The sequence below is a fragment of the Citrobacter sp. Cpo103 genome (assembly GCF_030332605.1).
In the GTDB taxonomy this organism is placed as follows: domain Bacteria; phylum Pseudomonadota; class Gammaproteobacteria; order Enterobacterales; family Enterobacteriaceae; genus Citrobacter; species Citrobacter portucalensis.
The window spans coordinates 70,393-88,813 of record NZ_JAOWHO010000033.1 but is presented as its reverse complement, the minus strand read 5'-3'; the positions used below and the strand labels follow the sequence as shown (position 1 = coordinate 88,813).

At 54.6% G+C, this 18,421-nt stretch carries 15 protein-coding genes and 1 pseudogene; 4 read left to right on the top strand and 12 right to left on the bottom strand.

Going from position 1 to position 18,421, the window contains the following annotated elements; genetic code table 11:
* Positions 1–99: 99 nt before the first annotated feature.
* The 6 genes and pseudogenes from nrfG to nrfA all read right to left on the bottom strand — a co-directional run bounded on the left by nrfG (position 100) and on the right by nrfA (position 6,614).
* Positions 100–711, bottom strand: a complete 612-nt coding sequence (nrfG, locus tag OGX89_RS15305; protein ID WP_126957357.1) for a heme lyase NrfEFG subunit NrfG — start codon at positions 709–711, stop codon at positions 100–102.
* A pseudogene (gene nrfF / locus OGX89_RS15300) lies at positions 708–2,937 on the bottom strand (heme lyase NrfEFG subunit NrfF). Before nrfF ends, nrfG begins: the two are co-directional and overlap by 4 nt.
* 8 nt (positions 2,938–2,945) lie before the next feature.
* Entirely contained in the window at positions 2,946–3,902 is a 957-nt protein-coding gene (nrfD, locus tag OGX89_RS15295; protein ID WP_003826653.1) for a cytochrome c nitrite reductase subunit NrfD, read from the bottom strand.
* The gene (gene nrfC / locus OGX89_RS15290; protein WP_003031761.1) at positions 3,899–4,570 is read right to left on the bottom strand and encodes a cytochrome c nitrite reductase Fe-S protein; all 672 of its coding nucleotides are present in this window, start codon (positions 4,568–4,570) and stop codon (positions 3,899–3,901) included. Before nrfC ends, nrfD begins: the two co-directional genes overlap by 4 nt.
* Positions 4,567–5,133, bottom strand: coding sequence for a cytochrome c nitrite reductase pentaheme subunit (nrfB, locus tag OGX89_RS15285; RefSeq protein ID WP_063941231.1), 567 nt, complete (start codon positions 5,131–5,133; stop codon positions 4,567–4,569). Before nrfB ends, nrfC begins: the two co-directional genes overlap by 4 nt.
* Positions 5,134–5,177: 44 nt before the next feature.
* Complete coding sequence (nrfA, locus tag OGX89_RS15280; protein WP_003826647.1) at positions 5,178–6,614, bottom strand: ammonia-forming nitrite reductase cytochrome c552 subunit; 1,437 nt, start codon at positions 6,612–6,614, stop codon at positions 5,178–5,180.
* A gap of 434 nt (positions 6,615–7,048) precedes the next feature.
* On the opposite strand from nrfA, the gene acs reads away from it, so the two are divergent.
* The 3 genes from acs (at position 7,049) to actP (ending at position 11,159) form a co-directional block, all read left to right on the top strand.
* The gene (gene acs / locus OGX89_RS15275; protein WP_003826645.1) at positions 7,049–9,007 is read left to right on the top strand and encodes an acetate--CoA ligase; all 1,959 of its coding nucleotides are present in this window, start codon (positions 7,049–7,051) and stop codon (positions 9,005–9,007) included.
* 191 nt (positions 9,008–9,198) lie between these two features.
* Positions 9,199–9,513, top strand: coding sequence for a DUF485 domain-containing protein (locus tag OGX89_RS15270; protein WP_003826643.1), 315 nt, complete (start codon positions 9,199–9,201; stop codon positions 9,511–9,513).
* On the top strand, positions 9,510–11,159 hold the full coding sequence (gene actP, locus OGX89_RS15265) for a cation/acetate symporter ActP (RefSeq protein ID WP_003826641.1): 1,650 nt from the start codon (positions 9,510–9,512) through the stop codon (positions 11,157–11,159). Before OGX89_RS15270 ends, actP begins: the two co-directional genes overlap by 4 nt.
* 45 nt (positions 11,160–11,204) lie before the next feature.
* On the opposite strand, the gene OGX89_RS15260 is transcribed toward actP, so the two are convergent.
* A complete protein-coding gene (locus OGX89_RS15260; protein ID WP_003826639.1) occupies positions 11,205–11,894 on the bottom strand; it encodes an LrgB family protein in 690 nt (229 codons plus the stop codon).
* Positions 11,887–12,297, bottom strand: coding sequence for a CidA/LrgA family protein (locus OGX89_RS15255; RefSeq protein ID WP_003826638.1), 411 nt, complete (start codon positions 12,295–12,297; stop codon positions 11,887–11,889). Before OGX89_RS15255 ends, OGX89_RS15260 begins: the two co-directional genes overlap by 8 nt.
* 101 nt (positions 12,298–12,398) lie before the next feature.
* Here OGX89_RS15255 and OGX89_RS15250 point away from each other — a divergent pair, with 101 nt between their 5' ends.
* Complete coding sequence (locus OGX89_RS15250; RefSeq protein ID WP_003826636.1) at positions 12,399–13,289, top strand: LysR family transcriptional regulator; 891 nt, start codon at positions 12,399–12,401, stop codon at positions 13,287–13,289.
* A gap of 59 nt (positions 13,290–13,348) precedes the next feature.
* On the opposite strand, the gene OGX89_RS15245 is transcribed toward OGX89_RS15250, so the two are convergent.
* The 4 genes from OGX89_RS15245 to soxR form a co-directional block, all read right to left on the bottom strand.
* Positions 13,349–13,840: an REP-associated tyrosine transposase gene (locus OGX89_RS15245; RefSeq protein WP_126957363.1), complete on the bottom strand. Its 492-nt coding sequence runs from the start codon at positions 13,838–13,840 to the stop codon at positions 13,349–13,351.
* A 296-nt stretch (positions 13,841–14,136) separates the two neighbouring features.
* On the bottom strand, positions 14,137–15,783 hold the full coding sequence (locus OGX89_RS15240; RefSeq protein ID WP_126957365.1) for a Na+/H+ antiporter: 1,647 nt from the start codon (positions 15,781–15,783) through the stop codon (positions 14,137–14,139).
* A gap of 157 nt (positions 15,784–15,940) precedes the next feature.
* A complete protein-coding gene (gene ghxP / locus OGX89_RS15235; protein WP_003826632.1) occupies positions 15,941–17,290 on the bottom strand; it encodes a guanine/hypoxanthine transporter GhxP in 1,350 nt (449 codons plus the stop codon).
* A 608-nt stretch (positions 17,291–17,898) separates the two neighbouring features.
* Positions 17,899–18,357 (bottom strand): redox-sensitive transcriptional activator SoxR, encoded by a 459-nt coding sequence (gene soxR / locus OGX89_RS15230; RefSeq protein WP_003826630.1) that lies wholly within the window; start codon positions 18,355–18,357, stop codon positions 17,899–17,901.
* Positions 18,358–18,421: the final 64 nt, after the last annotated feature.

Below are 18,421 nucleotides of genomic sequence, written 5' to 3'. Positions count from 1 at the left end.
CAAAAATGAAGAAGTCATGGTGTGAGTTTTTTTCGCCCATTTGTTCGTTTGCCTGTTTTTTAAACAGGCCAAATGATACAAATCACAAAAAAAACAAATTTATTTTTGCCGATTCTGTAATAACTTCGCCATATTAATAGAGTCAACGAGCTGTGCCCGGTTCACCCTCGGCGAGTTTAAATCCATAACCTTTTGCCACACTGAAATAGCCTGGGCGTAGTCTGCCTGCATAAACGCATCTGAGGCTAACAGCATCAGCGCGGTGACCTCTGCCGGGTCCAGCGCCAGAGCCTTATCAATCATCTCGCGAGTGGGCGGCGTCATATGTTGTCCGGCCTGGTAATACAATACCGTTGCCATCGCTGAATAGATCTCAGCATTTTCACCGCCGACACGCAGCGCCTGTTCGTAGGCCAGCAGCGCATTATGATACGCGTTTTGCCAAAGATAATACTCCCCGAGTTGCGCCCATTTCACGCCGTCCTGTGGATTAGCACGAATCTGCGATTGCAGCAAAAGCAGCTGTTTTTCCTGAACATTCTCATCGGTGAAAGCATGTAAAGGGTCCGCCAGTCTCGTCTGCTCCTGACGAACCGCCTGCCATTTTGGCGTCAACAAGTAGCCTCCTATGCAGGCCACAGCCATCAGCACCGCCGCAGCGGTCAGCCGCTTCACAGGCATTGGGCGTAACAGCGGTTCGGACTGGTTCATTGCTCACCCTCCTCCGTATGCTGACGTCTTCTCACTCGCCAGACCACCACACCTACCAGCAATAACAACAGGCACGGTAACGCCCACAGCAGCAACGTTTGCTCATTCAGCGGCGGATTATAACGAACGAAGTCACCATAACGCTCGGTCATCCATGTCGTGATCTCAGCTTCGCTTTTCCCTTCCGCCACCATGCTATAAACCTGATGGCGCATACTGACCGCTACCGGCGCATTGGATTCCAGCAAGTTTTGGTTTTGACACTGCGGGCAGCGCAGTTGGCTGGCAATAGACAGCGCTTGTTCTTGCTGCTGCGGGTTGGCAAACGTCCATGTGTCCACAACCTGGGCATGGGTAGCGAAAGGGATGAAAAACAGGAGGAGCGTTAAGAGTAAAAATTTTTTGCCGGAAGGCGCTGCGCTTATCCGGCCTACGGTTCGCGCTGCCTGTAGGCCGGATAAGGCGTTTACGCCGCCATCCGGCAACGCTGTTATTAATTTACGCATCACGCTTCCTTCCTCGCCATCCGCTCAGCAGCGCGCCAAAGACCATTAATAGTCCCCCACCCCAAATCCAGCGCACGCCGGTCTGCACGTACAAACGCATGGCATAGCGGTCAGGTCCGGTTTTTTCACCCATTACCGCGTACCAGTCATGCATCAGATTCCAGCGGATCCCCGGCTCCATCATCTGTTGACGGCGCGCGGCATAGAAGCGCCTTTCGGGTTGCAGGCTGCCAATACGTTTCTCATTGTGCCACAGCGTGATCTGCGCTTTTTCACTGGTGTAGTTACCTTTGGCTTCCAGGTCGAGACGCTCAAAACGGAAAATGTAACCCGCCAGTTCAACCTGCTGCCCAGGGCTCAGGTTCAGGCTTATCTCCTGACGGCTACCGCTGGAAAAGACGATCCCCGCCGCAAACATCAGCACCCCGGCATGCGCCAGCAGTGCCGGAAGCTGGATGCGGAAAGACACGTTGCGGCTTCTGACCGTTGCCAGCACGATAACCAGCAGCATCAGCAGGCCAAAGGGCAGCGTAGCACGGTTAAAGTACGGTGCGCCTACGGAGAGCCGTCCCCAGCCGAACAGCCCGTAAATCATCGGGTAGAGCGTGCCAATCAACACAATCAGCAGCACCGCACTAAAGAGCAGCAGCGCAACCAGAATCAGCATCTCGCGTGACCAACCGCCAAAACGTGCATTCTGCCGGACTTGCTGGCCCCGCCAGGCGTACAGCCCGAGCGACGCCAGACTCAACACGGTAAACAGCGCAAACAGCGGCGCGGCGCGGACGTTATCCAGCGCGAAAGCATGCACCGAAACGAGAATGCCGGAACGCACAATCAGCGTCCCCAGCAGCGATAAAATCAGCGTGACGATCGCCAGCAGCAGCGACCAGTGGCGGAAGATTCCGCGCTGGCGCGTGATATACAGGCTATGCAGCAGCGCGCTGGCGGAAAGCCAGGGTAATAAGGAGGCATTTTCAACCGGGTCCCAGAACCACCAGCCGCCCCAGCCCAGCTCGCAGTAGGCCCACCAGGAGCCGAGGATAATCCCCAGCGTCAGCGCGCACCAGCCGGGCAGCGCCCAGCGCCAGCACACCCAGGCGCTCTGCGCATTAAAGTCACCACGTAGCAGCGAGGCCAGCGCCACGCCTGCCGCCACCATCAAACCACCGTAACCCAGGTACAGCAGAGGTGGATGGAGGATTAACCCGAGATGTTGCAGCATCGGGTTAAGGTCGCGCCCTTCAATGGCTGGCGGGAAGATGCGCACGAACGGATCGGACCATAGCACCACAAACAGCAACAGCAGGGCCGTTATCATTGAAAGGACGCTGAGCGTCAGCGGAAACAGCGCGTCGGTATCACGCCGATAGCGTAAAGCGAACAGCGCGCTCCAGCCGGAAAGAAACAGCACCCACAGCAGCAGCGATCCTTCATGACCGCCCCACACCGCCGCCAGTTTTAATCCCCACGGCAGCAGGCTGTAGCTGTGCTGAGCAACGTAGACCACCGAAAAGTCGCTGGTCAAAAAGCAGAATACCAGAATGGCAAAAGCCAGCAGTAGCAGGGTAAATTGCGCCCACACGCCCACCGTTGCAAGCCGCATCACCCCTTGCCAGCGCTGGCGGACACCCACCAACACGGCAAGCGGGGTCAACACGTTGACCCCAAGGCTTAATAACAGCGCCAGAAAACCGGCTTCAGGAAGGAGAACGTCCAGATATCACCTTACGCAACGGTTAGCTGACCCGCATAGAGTATAAAAAAACGCAGCAGCAGTACGCCGGTCAGGCTGGCGCCGCAGACTGCCAGCACGCCATGAAACGTCGAACTGCGGTTGGCCCAGGGTTTTAGCAGCATCGGCAGTATCAGCCCAAGCCCAGCCACGCCAAGCCAGAACCACCAGGTCCAGAATCCGCCGCCCAGTGCCGCCGCCAGCGCGCGCATTTTGCCGTCATCGCCCAGCGCCAGACCGACGAAGAACGCCGCCAGCAGGAAGATCTCCAGCCATACCACCGGGACTTCCATGCGGTGCACAAAGTGCGCTTCGGTGCTGTGCGGGTTGCTACGATGGCGTAACGCCATGGCGATCAGCGCCACCGCGGCGCCGGAGGAGATCCCAGAGAACAGGAACAGCACCGGCAGAATCGGGTTATTCAGGAACGGGTAAGATTTCAGCGCCGACAGCAGGAAGCCGGTGTACGCCCCGAGCAGAACCGCCAGCACCAGCATTAACGTCTCAAGCGCACGATGGAAAGGCCCGATCAGCGTCAATACTTTCTGCACGATACCTAACCGCGGCAGCCAGCGCTGTTGCAGCGCAATCACCTCTTTTTCAAAGATTTTTGCCAGCCACAGCACTAATACCACCATGTACAACTGGAACAGCATGACCCCCATTGACATCACCGAAGTGAAGCTGTAGTGGAACATCAGTTTCCAGAAAGTCCATGGACGCGTCAGGTGGAACACCAGAATTAACAGACCGAGGATAATCGCCCCCGGTCCTAACACCAGAGTAGTGCGCAGCAGCGTGCTGTCCGAACCGCCCGCCTCCGGATGGAAGCGACGCAGCAGAATCGCCAGCGTGACCAGTCCGGCAGAGATACCTATCAGGAACAGATAGATGGCAATGGGCCAGTCCCACACCAATGATTCAAAATGAAATGCAGAAGCGGATGTCATTGGCTCACCTCCCCAAATTTAAAGGGAACGCGGTAGACCTTCGGTTTTGTACCCAACGCCAGCTTGTAACGGTAGGTCGTTTTCTGCTGCAACAAACGGGAGATATCGCTGTTGGGATCGTCCAGATTACCAAACGTCAGCGCCTTCGTCGGACATGACTCAACGCAGGCGGGCTGTTTGCCCGCTTTCAGGTTGGTTTTCCGGCAGAAATCGCATTTATCCGCCGTTTTGCTCACCGGATGGATAAAGCGCACGCGATAAGGACACGCGGCGATGCAGTACTGGCAGCCAACACAAAGGTCCGGGTTCACATCCACAATGCCGCTGGCGGCATCGCGATACGATGCCCCCGTCGGGCAGACGTCAACGCAGGGAGCGTGGTCGCAGTGCTGGCACGAGTGACGGAAGAAGCGATACTTCACATCAGGAAACGTACCCTGTGGCTCACTGCGAATAATCGTCAGACGCGATACGCCTTCCGGCACGTTGTTGACTTCGCGACAAGCATCCATACAGGCCGTACAGCCGATGCATAATGACTCATCATGTACCATACCGTAACGCACGCCGTTGATGTTCAGCGTCTTCGCCACAACGCGCCCCGCCGTCCCGCTCACTGCCACCAGCGCGCCGACGCCGGTGATAAACTGGCGACGAGAGCAACTCATGGATGCTCCTTAAGCAACGGAATCGACGCCGGGTTAAAGTTCGGATTGTTACGCTGATCGCTGTGGCAATCGACGCAAATCTTGATCCGTCCTTTATCGCTCAGCGTTTGCATCGTGTCTTGCTTCGGATGCAGTGAGTGACAGCTGGCACACGCCACTTTGGTTATGTGGACATCGTGCGGCCAGAACGCTTTTTGCAGCTGCTCAGGCAGGTGACAGGACATACAGACGCTGTTCTGCTGCTCCACGTTGTACATCGGCTCATTAAAGCGCATCACATCTTTCACCCCTTCACGGTGGTTCGGTGACGGCTGGCCGTGACAGTTGGTGCAGGTGACCGGCAGTTTGTTATTCGGGTTGATGACTTCCGCATGCTTACCATGCATGCCTTCGGTATCCGGCTTGTGACAGTCCAGACAAGCGGCATCCGGATTACGCTGTTGGGTAACCGTCCAGCGTTGATCCGACTCCTGTGGCGTTGGCGTGGCAGTGATTCCACTCAGGCTCCATAACAAGCCTGACGCCAGCACCCCAGCAGTTAATAACGAACGTAATACGCTCATATTCACTCCGTTGAGTTATCCGCCCCTTGCGGGGCGAAATGGGGTTATTGGCTTAACAGACCGTTTTTACGCGCCTGATCTTCCCACTGCGGAATCACCGTTTTGATGAAGTCCTGCTTCTCAGCATTGATTTGCTGCATGTTCAGACCAATCGCCGCCTGGGCTTTCTCTTTGGTCGAGATATCCGGCAACGGAATTTCATGCGTGATGCCTTTGGTCGCCAGCAGACGGACCAGTTTGGTACGCGCGTCAGCGGCTTTATCCATTGCGCTACCCAGCATCCGCAGACCTTCTTCCGGGGCGTGCATATGAATGCCGTGTGAGGCGATAGACAGGTCCCAGCGCCATTGTGCGTGACGGATATCTTCCAGAATCGGCTTCATTTCCGCTTCAGTCGCGCCCGCATCCCATGCGGCTTTCGCTTCGAAGTGCGCACGAACCAGCTGATCTTCAACCTTGATTTTCAGGTCATGAATGGCCTGTTTACGCTCGGCGACCACTTTTTGCAGGGACGCTTTGTCCTGGGTGTGGCAGTTCGCGCAGGTCTGAGGGAAGTTATCGAACGGATTACCAATCTTATGGTCGGTGTAGATCTTGCCTTCCGCGTTTTGCACTTTCGGCATGTGGCAGTCGATACAGGTCACGTTGTTCTTGCCGTGAATGCCCGCGCTCCAGGTTTCATACTCCGGGTGCTGCGCTTTCAGCATCGGCGTTTTAGACAGGGAGTTGGTCCAGTCAGAGAAAGCAATGTTGTCGTAGTATTTCTCCATGTTCTCGACTTTCATGCCGTCGTCCCACGGGAACTTAACGGCTTTGTTTTTACCGTCGAAGTAGTATTCCACGTGACACTGGCCGCAGACCATGGATTGCTGGTCAAAGCGACCGGCTTTCTCAAACGGTTTGCCGATGGCTTCCATCGCACGTTCTGCATAAGGACGCGACAGAGTCAGTTCTGGCTTGCCTTTGGCGAAGTCTGGTGACGCGGTATTATGGCAATCCGCACAACCGAGGTTGTTAACAATTTCCGGACCGCCGCGCGCCCATTTACCGTGGAAGTAGCCATCTTCACCGTCTTTCTGGATAAGACGCGCTACGTCCGGGCTTTTACAGCTCCAGCAGGCCATCGGCAACGGACCATCTTCTGCCGTTTTTGGTGCGCCGGTACGTAAGGTTTCACGGACATCGGTCACGGCATACGCGTGTCCCCGCGGTTTGTTGTAATCGCGCGAGAATGGGTATCCCGCCCACAGGATCACCAGACGCGGATCTTCTGCCAGTGCATCTTCACGGGCTGATTGCTCAGACGTGGCTTTCCAGGAGAGATATTGATCGGGATGCTGAGGTGCGAAGGTTTCATTCTTCGCTTCAACGGTGACGGTTTTTGCAGGTACAGAAGTTTGTTCAGCGTGAACAGCAGAAATAAATAATAAAGGTAATAACAGGCTGAAGAAACGGCGTACGCGTGATTTTATCCTTGCCATAGGGGTCTCATCCAGATGACGCCATTATCTGCAATGGCGGTTCTTTTATTGTTTTCCACAACAGCAACCACACGAATACTGTCATGACATTGCTCCACCCTATTTGTAACAAGAAACCACACTGAAAATGTTGTTTTTAATCAATTGTAAGTGTATGTAAAATACCACTTTAGAGTTATAACACCCCTCTAACCTCTCACTCTTTTGTCTAATTCAGAGACAGATCACCTTTTCAACAATCCTTTAGATAACTGCATGTTATCGCGAGATTTGATCAATTTTTGCTAGTTCCCTTCAAAATTCAGTTTGTCGCTAATTTGCACAATTCGTTTATTGCGTGATCTGCCGCGCAAATACTAAACAAAACTCTCAAAGCCCCTACATTTAACGTTTATGAGACATATTATTAACATCCTACAAGGAGAACAAAAGCCATGAGCCAAATACATAAACACGCTATTCCCGCAAACATTGCGGATCGTTGCCTGATAAATCCGGAGCAGTACGCAGAGAAATACCAGCAATCCGTTAACGAACCCGACACATTTTGGGGCGAGCAGGGAAAGATTCTTGATTGGATCAAGCCGTACAGCCAGGTGAAGAACACCTCCTTCGCACCAGGCAACGTGTCTATTAAATGGTACGAAGACGGCACTCTGAACCTGGCCGCAAACTGCCTTGACCGCCATCTGCAGGCAAACGGCGATCGTACCGCCATTATCTGGGAAGGCGATGACGCTACCCAAAGCAAAAACATTACCTATCGCGAGTTGCATCGCGATGTCTGCCGTTTCGCCAATACGCTACTGGATTTAGGCATTAAAAAAGGTGACGTGGTGGCCATTTATATGCCGATGGTGCCAGAGGCTGCGGTTGCCATGCTGGCCTGTGCCCGCATTGGGGCCGTGCATTCTGTCATCTTCGGCGGTTTCTCACCGGAAGCCGTCGCCGGACGTATTATCGACTCCAATTCACGCCTGGTGATCACCGCCGACGAAGGCGTACGCGCCGGACGCGCTATCCCACTGAAAAAGAACGTGGATGATGCGCTGAAAAATCCAAACGTGAAAACCGTTGAACATGTGGTCGTCCTCAAACGTACCGGTGGTAAAACGGAGTGGCAGGAAGGCCGTGACCTGTGGTGGTCCGATCTTATCGAGAAAGCCAGCTCAGAACACCAACCGGAAGAGATGAACGCGGAAGATCCGCTGTTTATCCTGTATACCTCCGGTTCAACCGGCAAGCCGAAAGGCGTGCTGCACACCACCGGCGGGTATCTGGTCTACGCTGCAACCACCTTTAAGTACGTGTTTGATTATCATCAGGGCGATATCTATTGGTGTACCGCTGACGTGGGTTGGGTAACCGGACACAGCTACCTGCTGTACGGCCCGCTGGCCTGCGGCGCAACCACGCTGATGTTTGAAGGTGTGCCAAACTGGCCAACGCCTGCGCGTATGTCGCAGGTTGTGGACAAGCACCAGGTCAATATTCTGTATACCGCACCGACCGCCATTCGCGCACTGATGGCAGAAGGCGACAAAGCGATTGAAGGTACTGACCGTTCGTCGCTGCGTATCCTGGGTTCCGTTGGCGAGCCGATCAACCCGGAAGCGTGGGAGTGGTACTGGAAGAAGATCGGCAACGAAAAATGCCCGGTCGTCGATACCTGGTGGCAAACCGAAACCGGGGGATTCATGATCACCCCACTGCCGGGCGCTACCGAGCTGAAAGCCGGTTCTGCAACCCGTCCGTTCTTTGGCGTACAGCCTGCGATTGTCGATAACGAAGGTAATCCGCTGGAAGGCGCGACGGAAGGTAACCTGGTGATTACCGACTCGTGGCCAGGCCAGGCGAGAACCCTGTTTGGCGATCATGAACGCTTTGAGCAAACCTACTTCTCTACCTTCAAGAATATGTACTTCAGCGGTGACGGCGCGCGCCGTGACGAAGATGGCTATTACTGGATCACCGGACGAGTGGACGATGTGCTGAACGTCTCCGGCCACCGTCTGGGAACGGCTGAAATCGAATCAGCGCTGGTGTCGCATCCGAAGATTGCTGAAGCCGCAGTGGTCGGTATCCCGCATAACATTAAAGGTCAGGCGATCTACGCCTACGTCACGCTGAATCACGGCGAAGAACCGTCACCTGAGTTGTACGCCGAGGTTCGCAACTGGGTGCGTAAAGAAATTGGCCCGCTGGCAACGCCAGACGTGCTGCACTGGACCGACTCACTGCCGAAAACCCGCTCCGGCAAAATCATGCGCCGCATTCTGCGTAAAATCGCGGCGGGCGATACCAGCAATCTGGGCGATACCTCGACCCTCGCCGATCCTGGCGTAGTTGAGAAACTGCTCGAAGAGAAGCAGGCCATCGCGATGCCATCATAACAAAGTCCTGAAAATGCCGGATGGCGACGCGAAAGCGTCTTATCCGGCCTACAAATCTGACCCTACCCTCTCTTCACCGGGAGGGAAATATAAAAAACCTCCCCCAAAGGATTTCGCGTTGCAGGACTGCGACAGCAGCCAGGTCATGCCTGCTGCGCGAAAGACGAAGGGGACCTCTGGAGAGCTCTGTGATGAATGACCAAATTTATCAGCGGATAGAAGACAGTGCGCGTTTCAGGGAGTTAGTGGAAAAACGGCAACGGTTTGCCACCATTCTGTCCATCATCATGCTGGCAGTTTATATCGGCTTTATTTTATTGATTGCCTTTGCGCCGGGCTGGCTGGGTACTCCGCTACACGCGGGAACCAGCGTCACCCGCGGTATTCCGATTGGGGTCGGTGTGATCCTTATCTCCTTCATCCTGACCGGGATCTACATCTGGCGGGCAAACGGTGAATTCGATCGCCTGAACAATGCGGTTCTGCACGAGGTTAAAGCATCATGAAGAGAGTCCTGACGGCGCTTGCCGCCACGCTGCCCTTCGCCGCAAACGCGGCGGATGCTATTAGCGGTGCAGTCCAGCGCCAGCCAACCAACTGGCAGGCGATTATCATGTTCCTGATTTTCGTCATCTTTACGCTCGGCATTACCTACTGGGCGTCAAAGCGCGTACGTTCGCGTAATGACTACTACACCGCTGGCGGTAACATCACCGGTTTCCAGAACGGGCTGGCGATTGCGGGCGACTATATGTCGGCGGCATCGTTCCTCGGGATTTCCGCGCTGGTGTTTACCTCGGGTTATGACGGGCTGATCTATTCCCTCGGCTTCCTGGTTGGCTGGCCAATTATCCTGTTTCTGATTGCTGAGCGTTTGCGTAACCTGGGTCGTTACACCTTTGCCGACGTTGCGTCTTATCGTCTGAAGCAAGGGCCAATCCGTATTCTGTCCGCCTGTGGTTCCCTGGTGGTGGTTGCGCTGTACCTGATCGCGCAGATGGTTGGTGCAGGTAAGCTGATTGAGCTGCTGTTTGGTCTGAACTATCACATCGCTGTCGTACTGGTTGGCGTGCTGATGATGATGTACGTTTTGTTTGGCGGCATGTTGGCGACCACCTGGGTACAAATCATCAAAGCCGTACTGTTGCTGTTCGGTGCCAGCTTCATGGCCTTTATGGTGATGAAACACGTCGGCTTTAGCTTCAATAATCTGTTCACCGAAGCGATGGCGGTACACCCGAAAGGCTCAGCCATTATGAGCCCGGGCGGGTTGGTAAAAGACCCAATCTCCGCACTGTCGTTGGGTCTCGGCCTGATGTTTGGTACGGCAGGCTTGCCGCACATCCTGATGCGCTTCTTCACGGTTAGCGATGCCCGCGAAGCACGTAAGAGCGTGTTCTACGCCACCGGTTTTATGGGTTATTTCTACATCCTGACCTTTATCATCGGCTTTGGCGCAATCATGCTGGTAGGTGCAAATCCGGCGTACAAAGATGCTGCGGGCGCGCTGATTGGCGGTAATAACATGGCGGCGGTTCACCTGGCGAATGCGGTGGGCGGTAACCTGTTCCTCGGCTTCATCTCAGCCGTGGCGTTTGCCACCATTCTGGCGGTGGTTGCCGGTCTGACTCTGGCGGGCGCATCGGCAGTGTCTCACGACCTGTACGCCAACGTGTTCCGTAAAGGCGCAACTGAACGTGAAGAGCTGCGAGTCTCGAAGATTACCGTACTGGTGCTGGGCGTGATTGCTATTCTGCTCGGCGTGCTGTTTGAGAACCAGAACATCGCCTTCATGGTGGGCCTGGCGTTTGCTATCGCGGCCAGCTGCAACTTCCCTATCATTCTGCTCTCCATGTACTGGTCAAAACTGACCACGCGTGGCGCAATGTTGGGTGGCTGGTTAGGCCTGCTGACGGCGGTTGTGCTGATGGTGCTTGGCCCAACGATTTGGGTCCAGATCCTCGGACACGAAAAAGCCATTTTCCCGTATGAGTATCCGGCGCTGTTCTCCATCAGCGTAGCATTCCTCGGGATCTGGTTCTTCTCTGCCACCGACAACTCAGAAGAAGGCAACCGCGAACGCGAGCAGTTCCGTGCTCAGTTCATCCGTTCCCAGACCGGGTACGGCGTAGAACAAGGTCGCGCGCACTAACTTCCCTTCTCCTCCGGCTTTCGGGCCGGAGGATTACATCCTTTCTCAGAACATCAGCTTCGCCACCAGTGGTGCCACCAGCACCATCACCACGCCGGAAAGCATCATCACCAGGCTGGCAACGACCCCTTCCTGCTGACCGAGCTCATAAGAGCGTGCCGTGCCTGCGCCGTGCGATGCTGCGCCAAATCCTGCGCCTTTCGCCATCCCTTCACGAATAGAAAGCCGTAAAAACAGCACATCGCCGACCGCCATACCAAATACACCGGTCACCACCACGAACAATGCCACCAGGTCCGGCTGCCCGCCCAACGGTTCTGCCGCCGCCAGCGCAAACGGTGTGGTGACGGAGCGCACCGCCAGACTGCGTTGGATCTCATCAGGCAACATAAACAGGCGCGCCAGCCATACGGAACTGGTGACGGCCACCAGCGTTGCCGTTACCACGCCCGCCGTCAGCGACATCCAGTGACGCTTAATCACGGCAAGGTTGTCATACACCGGAACGGCAAAGGCGATGGTAGCCGGGCCTAACAGCCACAGCAACCAGTGCGATTCACCAATATAGTTTTGCCAGGAGATATGGCCGAAAACCAGCATCAGCACCAGCAGGGCCGGGGTGAGAACTAATGGCATCAGGGGTAATTTACGAAAACGGCGATACAGACGCTTATTGGCAAAGTAGATACCCAGCGTAATCACCAGACACAATACGCTTAACTGGAAATTACTCACGGTTTAACCTGCGCATTTCATAGCGATACACTTTATCCACGACCCACGCCGTTGCGCCGAGCACCATCAGCGTACTGATCGCAATCACGGCAAATATACGCCAGCCATCAACCAGCAACAGCTGCGTGTAGTTCACAACGGCGACCACCGCCGGGACAAAAAACAGAAGCATTTCAGCCAGTAACCAGCGAGCACCTGCGCGAATCCAGTTCAGCGGGATAACTCGACAGACAATTAACGCCAGCATCAGCACCATCCCTACCAGGTTGGCAGGAAGCGGCAGATGCAGCCAGGAGACAAGATATTGAGCAAATACAAAGAGACCTGCATACAACAGAACCTGAACGGGGATCTGGAGTCGATGAATAACGGCAGGCGTCACGCGGCTTATCGCCACAGCCATGAGGGTATGTCCTTAAAAAATAGAGAGCGCCAGTATAGAGAGCCCCCGTCCAGGACTGAAATGAATTAAACTCATTGCAGGCATAGTCTTAAGGAATAATCATGGATATCAGAACGCTGAGATATTTTGTTGAGGTGGTTCGTCAGCAGAGCTTTACCCGCGCAGCGGAGAAGCTTTTTGTCACCCAGCCCACCATCAGCAAGATGTTGAAGAACCTTGAAGACGAGCTTAACTGCACGCTGTTAATCCGCGACGGTCGGCGACTGCTGTTAACCGACACCGGGCAGGTCGTTTTCGAACGCGGCCTGGCGATCCTTGCCGAGTTTCGCCAGCTTGAAGCGGAACTCAGTGACATTAATCACCTCAACAAGGGCGTGCTGCGCCTCGGTATCCCGCCCATGGTGGGGATGTTGATGGCCGGGCCGATCGGCCTGTTTCGCCAGCGTTATCCCGGCGTGGAGCTGAAGGTCTCTGAATTTGGCGGCTTAACCGTTCAGCAGGCGGTAATGAACGGTGACCTGGATGTCGCGATGACCGCGCTGCCGGTTGAAGAAGAGAGCGGTCTGGCAACCCTGCCGCTTTTTAGCCATCCACTCTGCGTGTTGGTTCCTCGCTCCGGTCAGTGGACAACGTGCGAATCCATTCCCCCTGAGGCGCTGGCGGAACATCCGCTGCTTATCTACAACGAAGATTTCGCGTTGAGCCGCCAATTGCTTGAGCTGTTTAGCCAACACAACGTCAAGCCCCGCATAGCGGTGCGCAGCGGGCAGTGGGATTTTCTGGCGGCAATGGTACAAGCCGGAGTCGGGATTGCCATTTTACCAGAGCCGATTTGCCAGCGACTGGATAAGCAAACGTTGCGCTGGATCCCTCTGGAGAGTGACTTACGCTGGCAGTTGGGCATGATTTGGCGCGAAGGCGTTTATCTGTCGCACAGCGCCCAGGCGTGGCTCAAATGCTGTGAAGGATTTTGGCTACCGCAAGCGTCGTAAAATGCCGGATGCGGCCTACATCGGTATGCTGGTCTTGTAGGCCTGATAAGCGTAGCGCATCAGGCACGTTCACCCGCATTAAAATCCATTATTTCACCTGCCCAATCTTGCGGGTACAAACCGTGCCTCACATCACGATAAAATGTTGAAAAAGGCCAGTCCTGTACCAGCTTTACCCAACCGTGCTTCACCGGGTTAATGTAAATATAATCAATATGCTGGCGATAATCATGTTCATCACGGATGGTGTGCTCCCAAAAGCGAGATTGCCAGATATGTCGGGAAGACAATGAGTGGGTGAAATGCTTCTTAATTTCCCGCCAGCGAGAGGAATAATCCGCATCATTGTCAGGTAACGTCCATATGCAATGCATATGCTCGGGTAAAACGACCCACGCATTAATGCGAAAAGGCCTAACCTTTTTGACCGCAGCGATTGCACACCGAAGCGCGTGAATGTTGGCAGTCAGAAGATGGCTTCGACGGTCCTGCAGATTTACCGTAAAAAACCAGGTTCCCCCATTGATGTAATTTCGTCGATAGTTGGACATGTTTCCCCCTTTCCTCAACCGTATGGAGAAAAGAGGGAATCAACAAGAGGGATGGATTCGTTCAGGAAAGCCGCTCGCAAATTACACGATGAATAATTTCTTGCAGCCAGTTGCGCGCCATTTGGCACACCCTTCGCCGGATGCGGCTAACGCCTTACCCGGCCTACATCGCTGTTGCCGGTTTTGTAGGCCTGATAAGCGTAGCGCATCAGGCACACCCCTCGCCGGATGCGGTTAGCGCCTTATCCGGCCTACATCGGTATGCCGGTCTTGTAGGCCGCATCAGGCACTACCGTTTACTGATTCTCGATCAACAGCGCTTCCAGCAAATCCAGGTCGTGCAGTAATTTTTGCAGCGTTTCATTGCTGATTTCACGCGTGGCGCGCAGGTGATAAAGCTCCGCGCGTTCTGAACGTAGCGCTGCCAGGCGGAAACGCCGTTCGAGGTTTTCTTCCTGCATCGAGCTTTCCACATCGTTGCGCCCGTCGGCGCGTCGGCGCAGGTTACCAATCACGCGTGAACTCACCTCGGTGAGCAACTGGTTATCGATGTTCTCTTCGGTGTCCGCGGCCAGTCGCTCCTCCATTTTCTGGATCGCGACAATCGCCACTTCTGCCGTGGCAGCGCGGGCAATACGTTCCTCCTTCTGCTGCTGCGAGTGGTCTGCCACTTCCAGATGTTGTAGCAGAATCGGCAGCATCACCACGCCAACAAACAGCGAAAACAGGATCACGCCTGCGGCAAGGAAGATCAGCTCATATCGCGCCGGGAAGCCGCTACCGTCTGGTAACAACAGTGGAATGGAGAGCACACCAGCAAGAGTAATTGCCCCGCGTACACCGGCAAAAGAGGCGATCATGATTTCACGCGTCGTCCAGGATCCAAACTCCATCGGTTTTTTCTTCAGGAAGCGCAGACTGAACTTTTTCATGGTCCACAGCCAGCCAAAACGTACCAGCATTAGCGCCACGTAAATCAGCACGACATCGGTAAACAGCATCCAGATTTCAACGTTCGGGTCGACCTCGGCCGCCGCCAAAGAAGACTCCAGAATTCCCGGTAACTGTAGCCCTAACAGCAAGAAGACCATGCCGTTAAATACAAACTCCAGCATCGCCCAGGTACTGTTAGCACGTAAACGCATCGCCAGCGGCGCGCGGCGCATCACCCCGGAACGGGTGATCGTCATCCCGGCAGCGACCGCCGCGAGGATACCGGAAACGCCGATATGTTCCGCAATCAGGTAAGACGCAAACGGCAGCAGGAACAGCAGGACGATTTGCGTTGCCGGCTCGTCACCGCCCCAGCGGCTGAGGAAGCGCAGGGAGCGGCCGTACAGCCAACTGACGACAAAACCAGCCAGGATGCCGCCAATCGCCACTTTGAAGAACTCAAGCGTTGCGCCACCAACGGTGAATACCATCGTGCCCATCGCCACGGCGACGGCAAACTTCAGAGAGACCAGACCGGAGGCGTCGTTCATCAACGCTTCGCCCTGCAGGATACCCATGATTTTCTTCGGTATACGTCCCTCTCCCACAATGCCGGAAAGTGCGACAGCATCGGTTGGCGATAGCACAGCAGCCAGCGCAAAGGCTGGGATGAGAGGGATCCCCGGCACTAGCCAGTAAATCATAAAGCCAATGCCGACCACCGTGACCAGTACCAGCGCCAGCGCCAGGCCGAAAATCTCTCGCCCGTGCTCGAGAAACTCACGCGTTGGCGTCTTCCAGCCATCGGCAAAGAGCAGCGGCGGGATGAACAGAACCAGGAACAGCTCAGGATCGAATTCCACATGCAAACCAAACGTCGGCCACGCCAGCAAGGCGCCGATGGCGATCTGCATAAGGGGTAAAGGAAGTTGGAAGGGCAATACGCGAGTAAATACCCCCGACAGCGAGACCACAAGGGTCATGATGAGTATGGTGAAAAAGATTTCCATGCGTTCCCTGTTTGCGATGTTTCTTATGATTGCTAATGAGAGGCGTCGTGCCTCAATTCTATCTAATTGAGAGTAACGCAAAAGACAACGAGTGTGTTCTGAAAATGAAAACGGGCGGCCAAAGCCACCCGTTTTTAGGATCGTCAGGAAATCAGAATCAGATAGCCCAACCGCCGGCGTAGAAGGCCACCAGCGCGATGGCGATCACCACGGTGCCGATGTTCAGTTTGCGCCATTCACCAGAAACGATGCGGCCAATTACCAGGGTAGCAAAGCCAATCATGATGCCGGTAACGATGTTACAGGTCAGCACGATAAATACGGCCGTAACCAGTCCTGCCATCGCGTCGACAAAGTCAGCAAAGTCGATTTTCGCGACGTTGCTCAGCATCAACAGGCCCACATACATCAGCGCAGGTGCCGTTGCGTACACAGGTACAAGATAAGAGAGCGGAGAGAGGAACAGAATCAGCAGGAACAGTACGCCAACGGTGATCGCTGTCAGGCCGGTTTTACCGCCTGCCGCCGTACCCGCTGCGGATTCAATGTAAACCGCCGCCGGAGCTGCACCCACCAGACCAGAGAACACGCTGCTCAGGGAGTCAGTGGTCAGCGCTTTGCCACCGTCGATAATCTGTCCGTCTTTATCCAGCAGATTCGCCTGTCCGGCTACCGCGCGGATGGTTCCGGTTGCATCGAAGACAGCGGTCATGACCAGCGCCAGCACGCTCGGCAGGACAATCGGGTTCAGTGCCCCCATGATATCCAGGCTGCCGATCAACGAGTTGCCGTTTTCATCACTCAGAGACGGCATAGCAAAAATGCCGGAGAAATGCACGGCCGGGTCGAAAATCAGACCAACCACGGAAATACCGATAATGGTCAGCAGAATGCCACCCGGTACTTTCAGTTTTTCGAGGCCAATAATCACCGCCAGACCAATCAACGACATAATGACCGGGAAGGTATCGAAGTCACCCAGCGCAACCGGCAGGCCGTCCAGCGGGTTCTTAATCACCAGGCCAACACCGTTTGCCGCAATCAGCAGCAGGAACAGGCCGATACCAATCCCCGTGCCATGCGCAACGCCCTGCGGCAGATTGCGCAGGATCCAGCTACGGATACCGGTCGCGGAAATGATGGTAAACAGGACACCCATCAGGAACACCGCACCCAGCGCAACGGGCACGCTAATATGTTGGCCCAGCACCAGACTGAATGCGGTAAATGCGGTCAGAGAAATGGCGCAACCAATTGCCAGCGGCAGGTTTGCCCACAGGCCCATCACGATTGAACCGACGCCTGCGACCAGACAGGTCGCCACAAATACAGCAGCAGGCGGGAACCCGGCTTTACCCAGCATCCCCGGAACCACGATAACGGAGTAGACCATGGCCAGGAAGGTCGTTAATCCGGCAACGACTTCCTGACGAACGGTACTGCCGCGGAGCGAAATTTTAAACCAGGCGTCGAGTGAACCGCCGGTACGCGCTGAAGGCGTAGACATAGAAAACATCCCCTGAGAGTTTATTTTTTCGTCATTATGCGTGCTGGACAATCCACTGCCTGCTAAACGTTTTCTCCATGTGCCAGGTTTGCGTCAATAGGGGTGTCGCAAAAAAGCAAACGTTTAGCTCCGCGCATAAAAAACGGGTGGTAAAAAAAAGCAAACGATTATCCAGCGATCATACGCTGGTTTTCAACTGAACTTTGCCGCTTTTTACTCATTTCTTCTTATAACGCGCAAGAAATAACCAGTCGATGCGCAAACGTTATCGTCAATGCGCAATTTGGCAACAAATTTCGCGGAGTTATTACAACATCGGCGTGTTTATTTCGCGCAACTCGCGCAAGAAAACAGGTGAAGATGCATAAAATTTTTTGGCTAAAAAATCACCATTTCACTGGCAAATGGAGGGAGGTGGCTTACACTTACATTATCAACACAGGCCGGAACCTCCCCTAATGTGCTCGACTGAGGGGTGTTGATGTCGGGGGAAACCCTCCCGTGAACCAGCGGGATAGAGTGAAAGACAAAGACCGGAACCAAACTAAAGCGCCCTCTGTGGCGCTTTAGTTTTATGCCCTTCATACCCATCACATATTTTAAACCAATTAATCATCTTCCAGCAGCCGCGCTCCGGTCCCCTGCTCGCCAAGCTGATCGCCTGGGTTACGCAACGGGCAATCGCTGCGTGACAAGCATCCGCAACCAATACACCCATCCAGCTCATCGCGTAGCGCCACCAAAGTATGAATGCGTCGGTCCAGTTCTTCACGCCATTGCGAAGAGAGCTGCTTCCACTCTTTGGCACTAAGCGAATGCCCCTCAGGTAATACACCTAACGCGTCACCGATCGTGGCCAGCGGGATCCCGATGCGTTGAGCAATCTTGATTATCGCGACGTAACGCAACACATCACGTTTGTATCGCCGCTGATTGCCGCTATTGCGCATGCTACTGATTAACCCTTTGCTTTCATAGAAATGCAGGGTCGATACCGCCACGCCGCTACGTTTGGCGACTTCACCTGGTGTGAGCAGCGCTTTTATCCGGGGTAATTTCTTTTCCATAAATCGCTTTACCTCAAGTTAACTTGAGGAATTATACTCGCCCACAGACAAAACGACGAATCGA

What these genes read in the sequence shown, in the direction of transcription:
- nrfD (WP_003826653.1), bottom strand. Translation starts at nt 3,902, where the DNA reads ATGACATCCGCTTCTGCATTTCATTTTGAATCATTGGTGTGGGACTGG.
- nrfC (WP_003031761.1), bottom strand. Translation starts at nt 4,570, where the DNA reads ATGAGTTGCTCTCGTCGCCAGTTTATCACCGGCGTCGGCGCGCTGGTG.
- actP (WP_003826641.1), top strand. Translation starts at nt 9,510, where the DNA reads ATGAAGAGAGTCCTGACGGCGCTTGCCGCCACGCTGCCCTTCGCCGCA.
- ghxP (WP_003826632.1), bottom strand. Translation starts at nt 17,290, where the DNA reads ATGTCTACGCCTTCAGCGCGTACCGGCGGTTCACTCGACGCCTGGTTT.
- OGX89_RS15240 (WP_126957365.1), bottom strand. Translation starts at nt 15,783, where the DNA reads ATGGAAATCTTTTTCACCATACTCATCATGACCCTTGTGGTCTCGCTG.
- nrfA (WP_003826647.1), bottom strand. Translation starts at nt 6,614, where the DNA reads ATGGCAAGGATAAAATCACGCGTACGCCGTTTCTTCAGCCTGTTATTA.
- acs (WP_003826645.1), top strand. Translation starts at nt 7,049, where the DNA reads ATGAGCCAAATACATAAACACGCTATTCCCGCAAACATTGCGGATCGT.
- soxR (WP_003826630.1), bottom strand. Translation starts at nt 18,357, where the DNA reads ATGGAAAAGAAATTACCCCGGATAAAAGCGCTGCTCACACCAGGTGAA.
- OGX89_RS15270 (WP_003826643.1), top strand. Translation starts at nt 9,199, where the DNA reads ATGAATGACCAAATTTATCAGCGGATAGAAGACAGTGCGCGTTTCAGG.
- nrfB (WP_063941231.1), bottom strand. Translation starts at nt 5,133, where the DNA reads ATGAGCGTATTACGTTCGTTATTAACTGCTGGGGTGCTGGCGTCAGGC.
- OGX89_RS15255 (WP_003826638.1), bottom strand. Translation starts at nt 12,297, where the DNA reads ATGGCTGTGGCGATAAGCCGCGTGACGCCTGCCGTTATTCATCGACTC.
- OGX89_RS15245 (WP_126957363.1), bottom strand. Translation starts at nt 13,840, where the DNA reads ATGTCCAACTATCGACGAAATTACATCAATGGGGGAACCTGGTTTTTT.
- OGX89_RS15250 (WP_003826636.1), top strand. Translation starts at nt 12,399, where the DNA reads ATGGATATCAGAACGCTGAGATATTTTGTTGAGGTGGTTCGTCAGCAG.
- nrfG (WP_126957357.1), bottom strand. Translation starts at nt 711, where the DNA reads ATGAACCAGTCCGAACCGCTGTTACGCCCAATGCCTGTGAAGCGGCTG.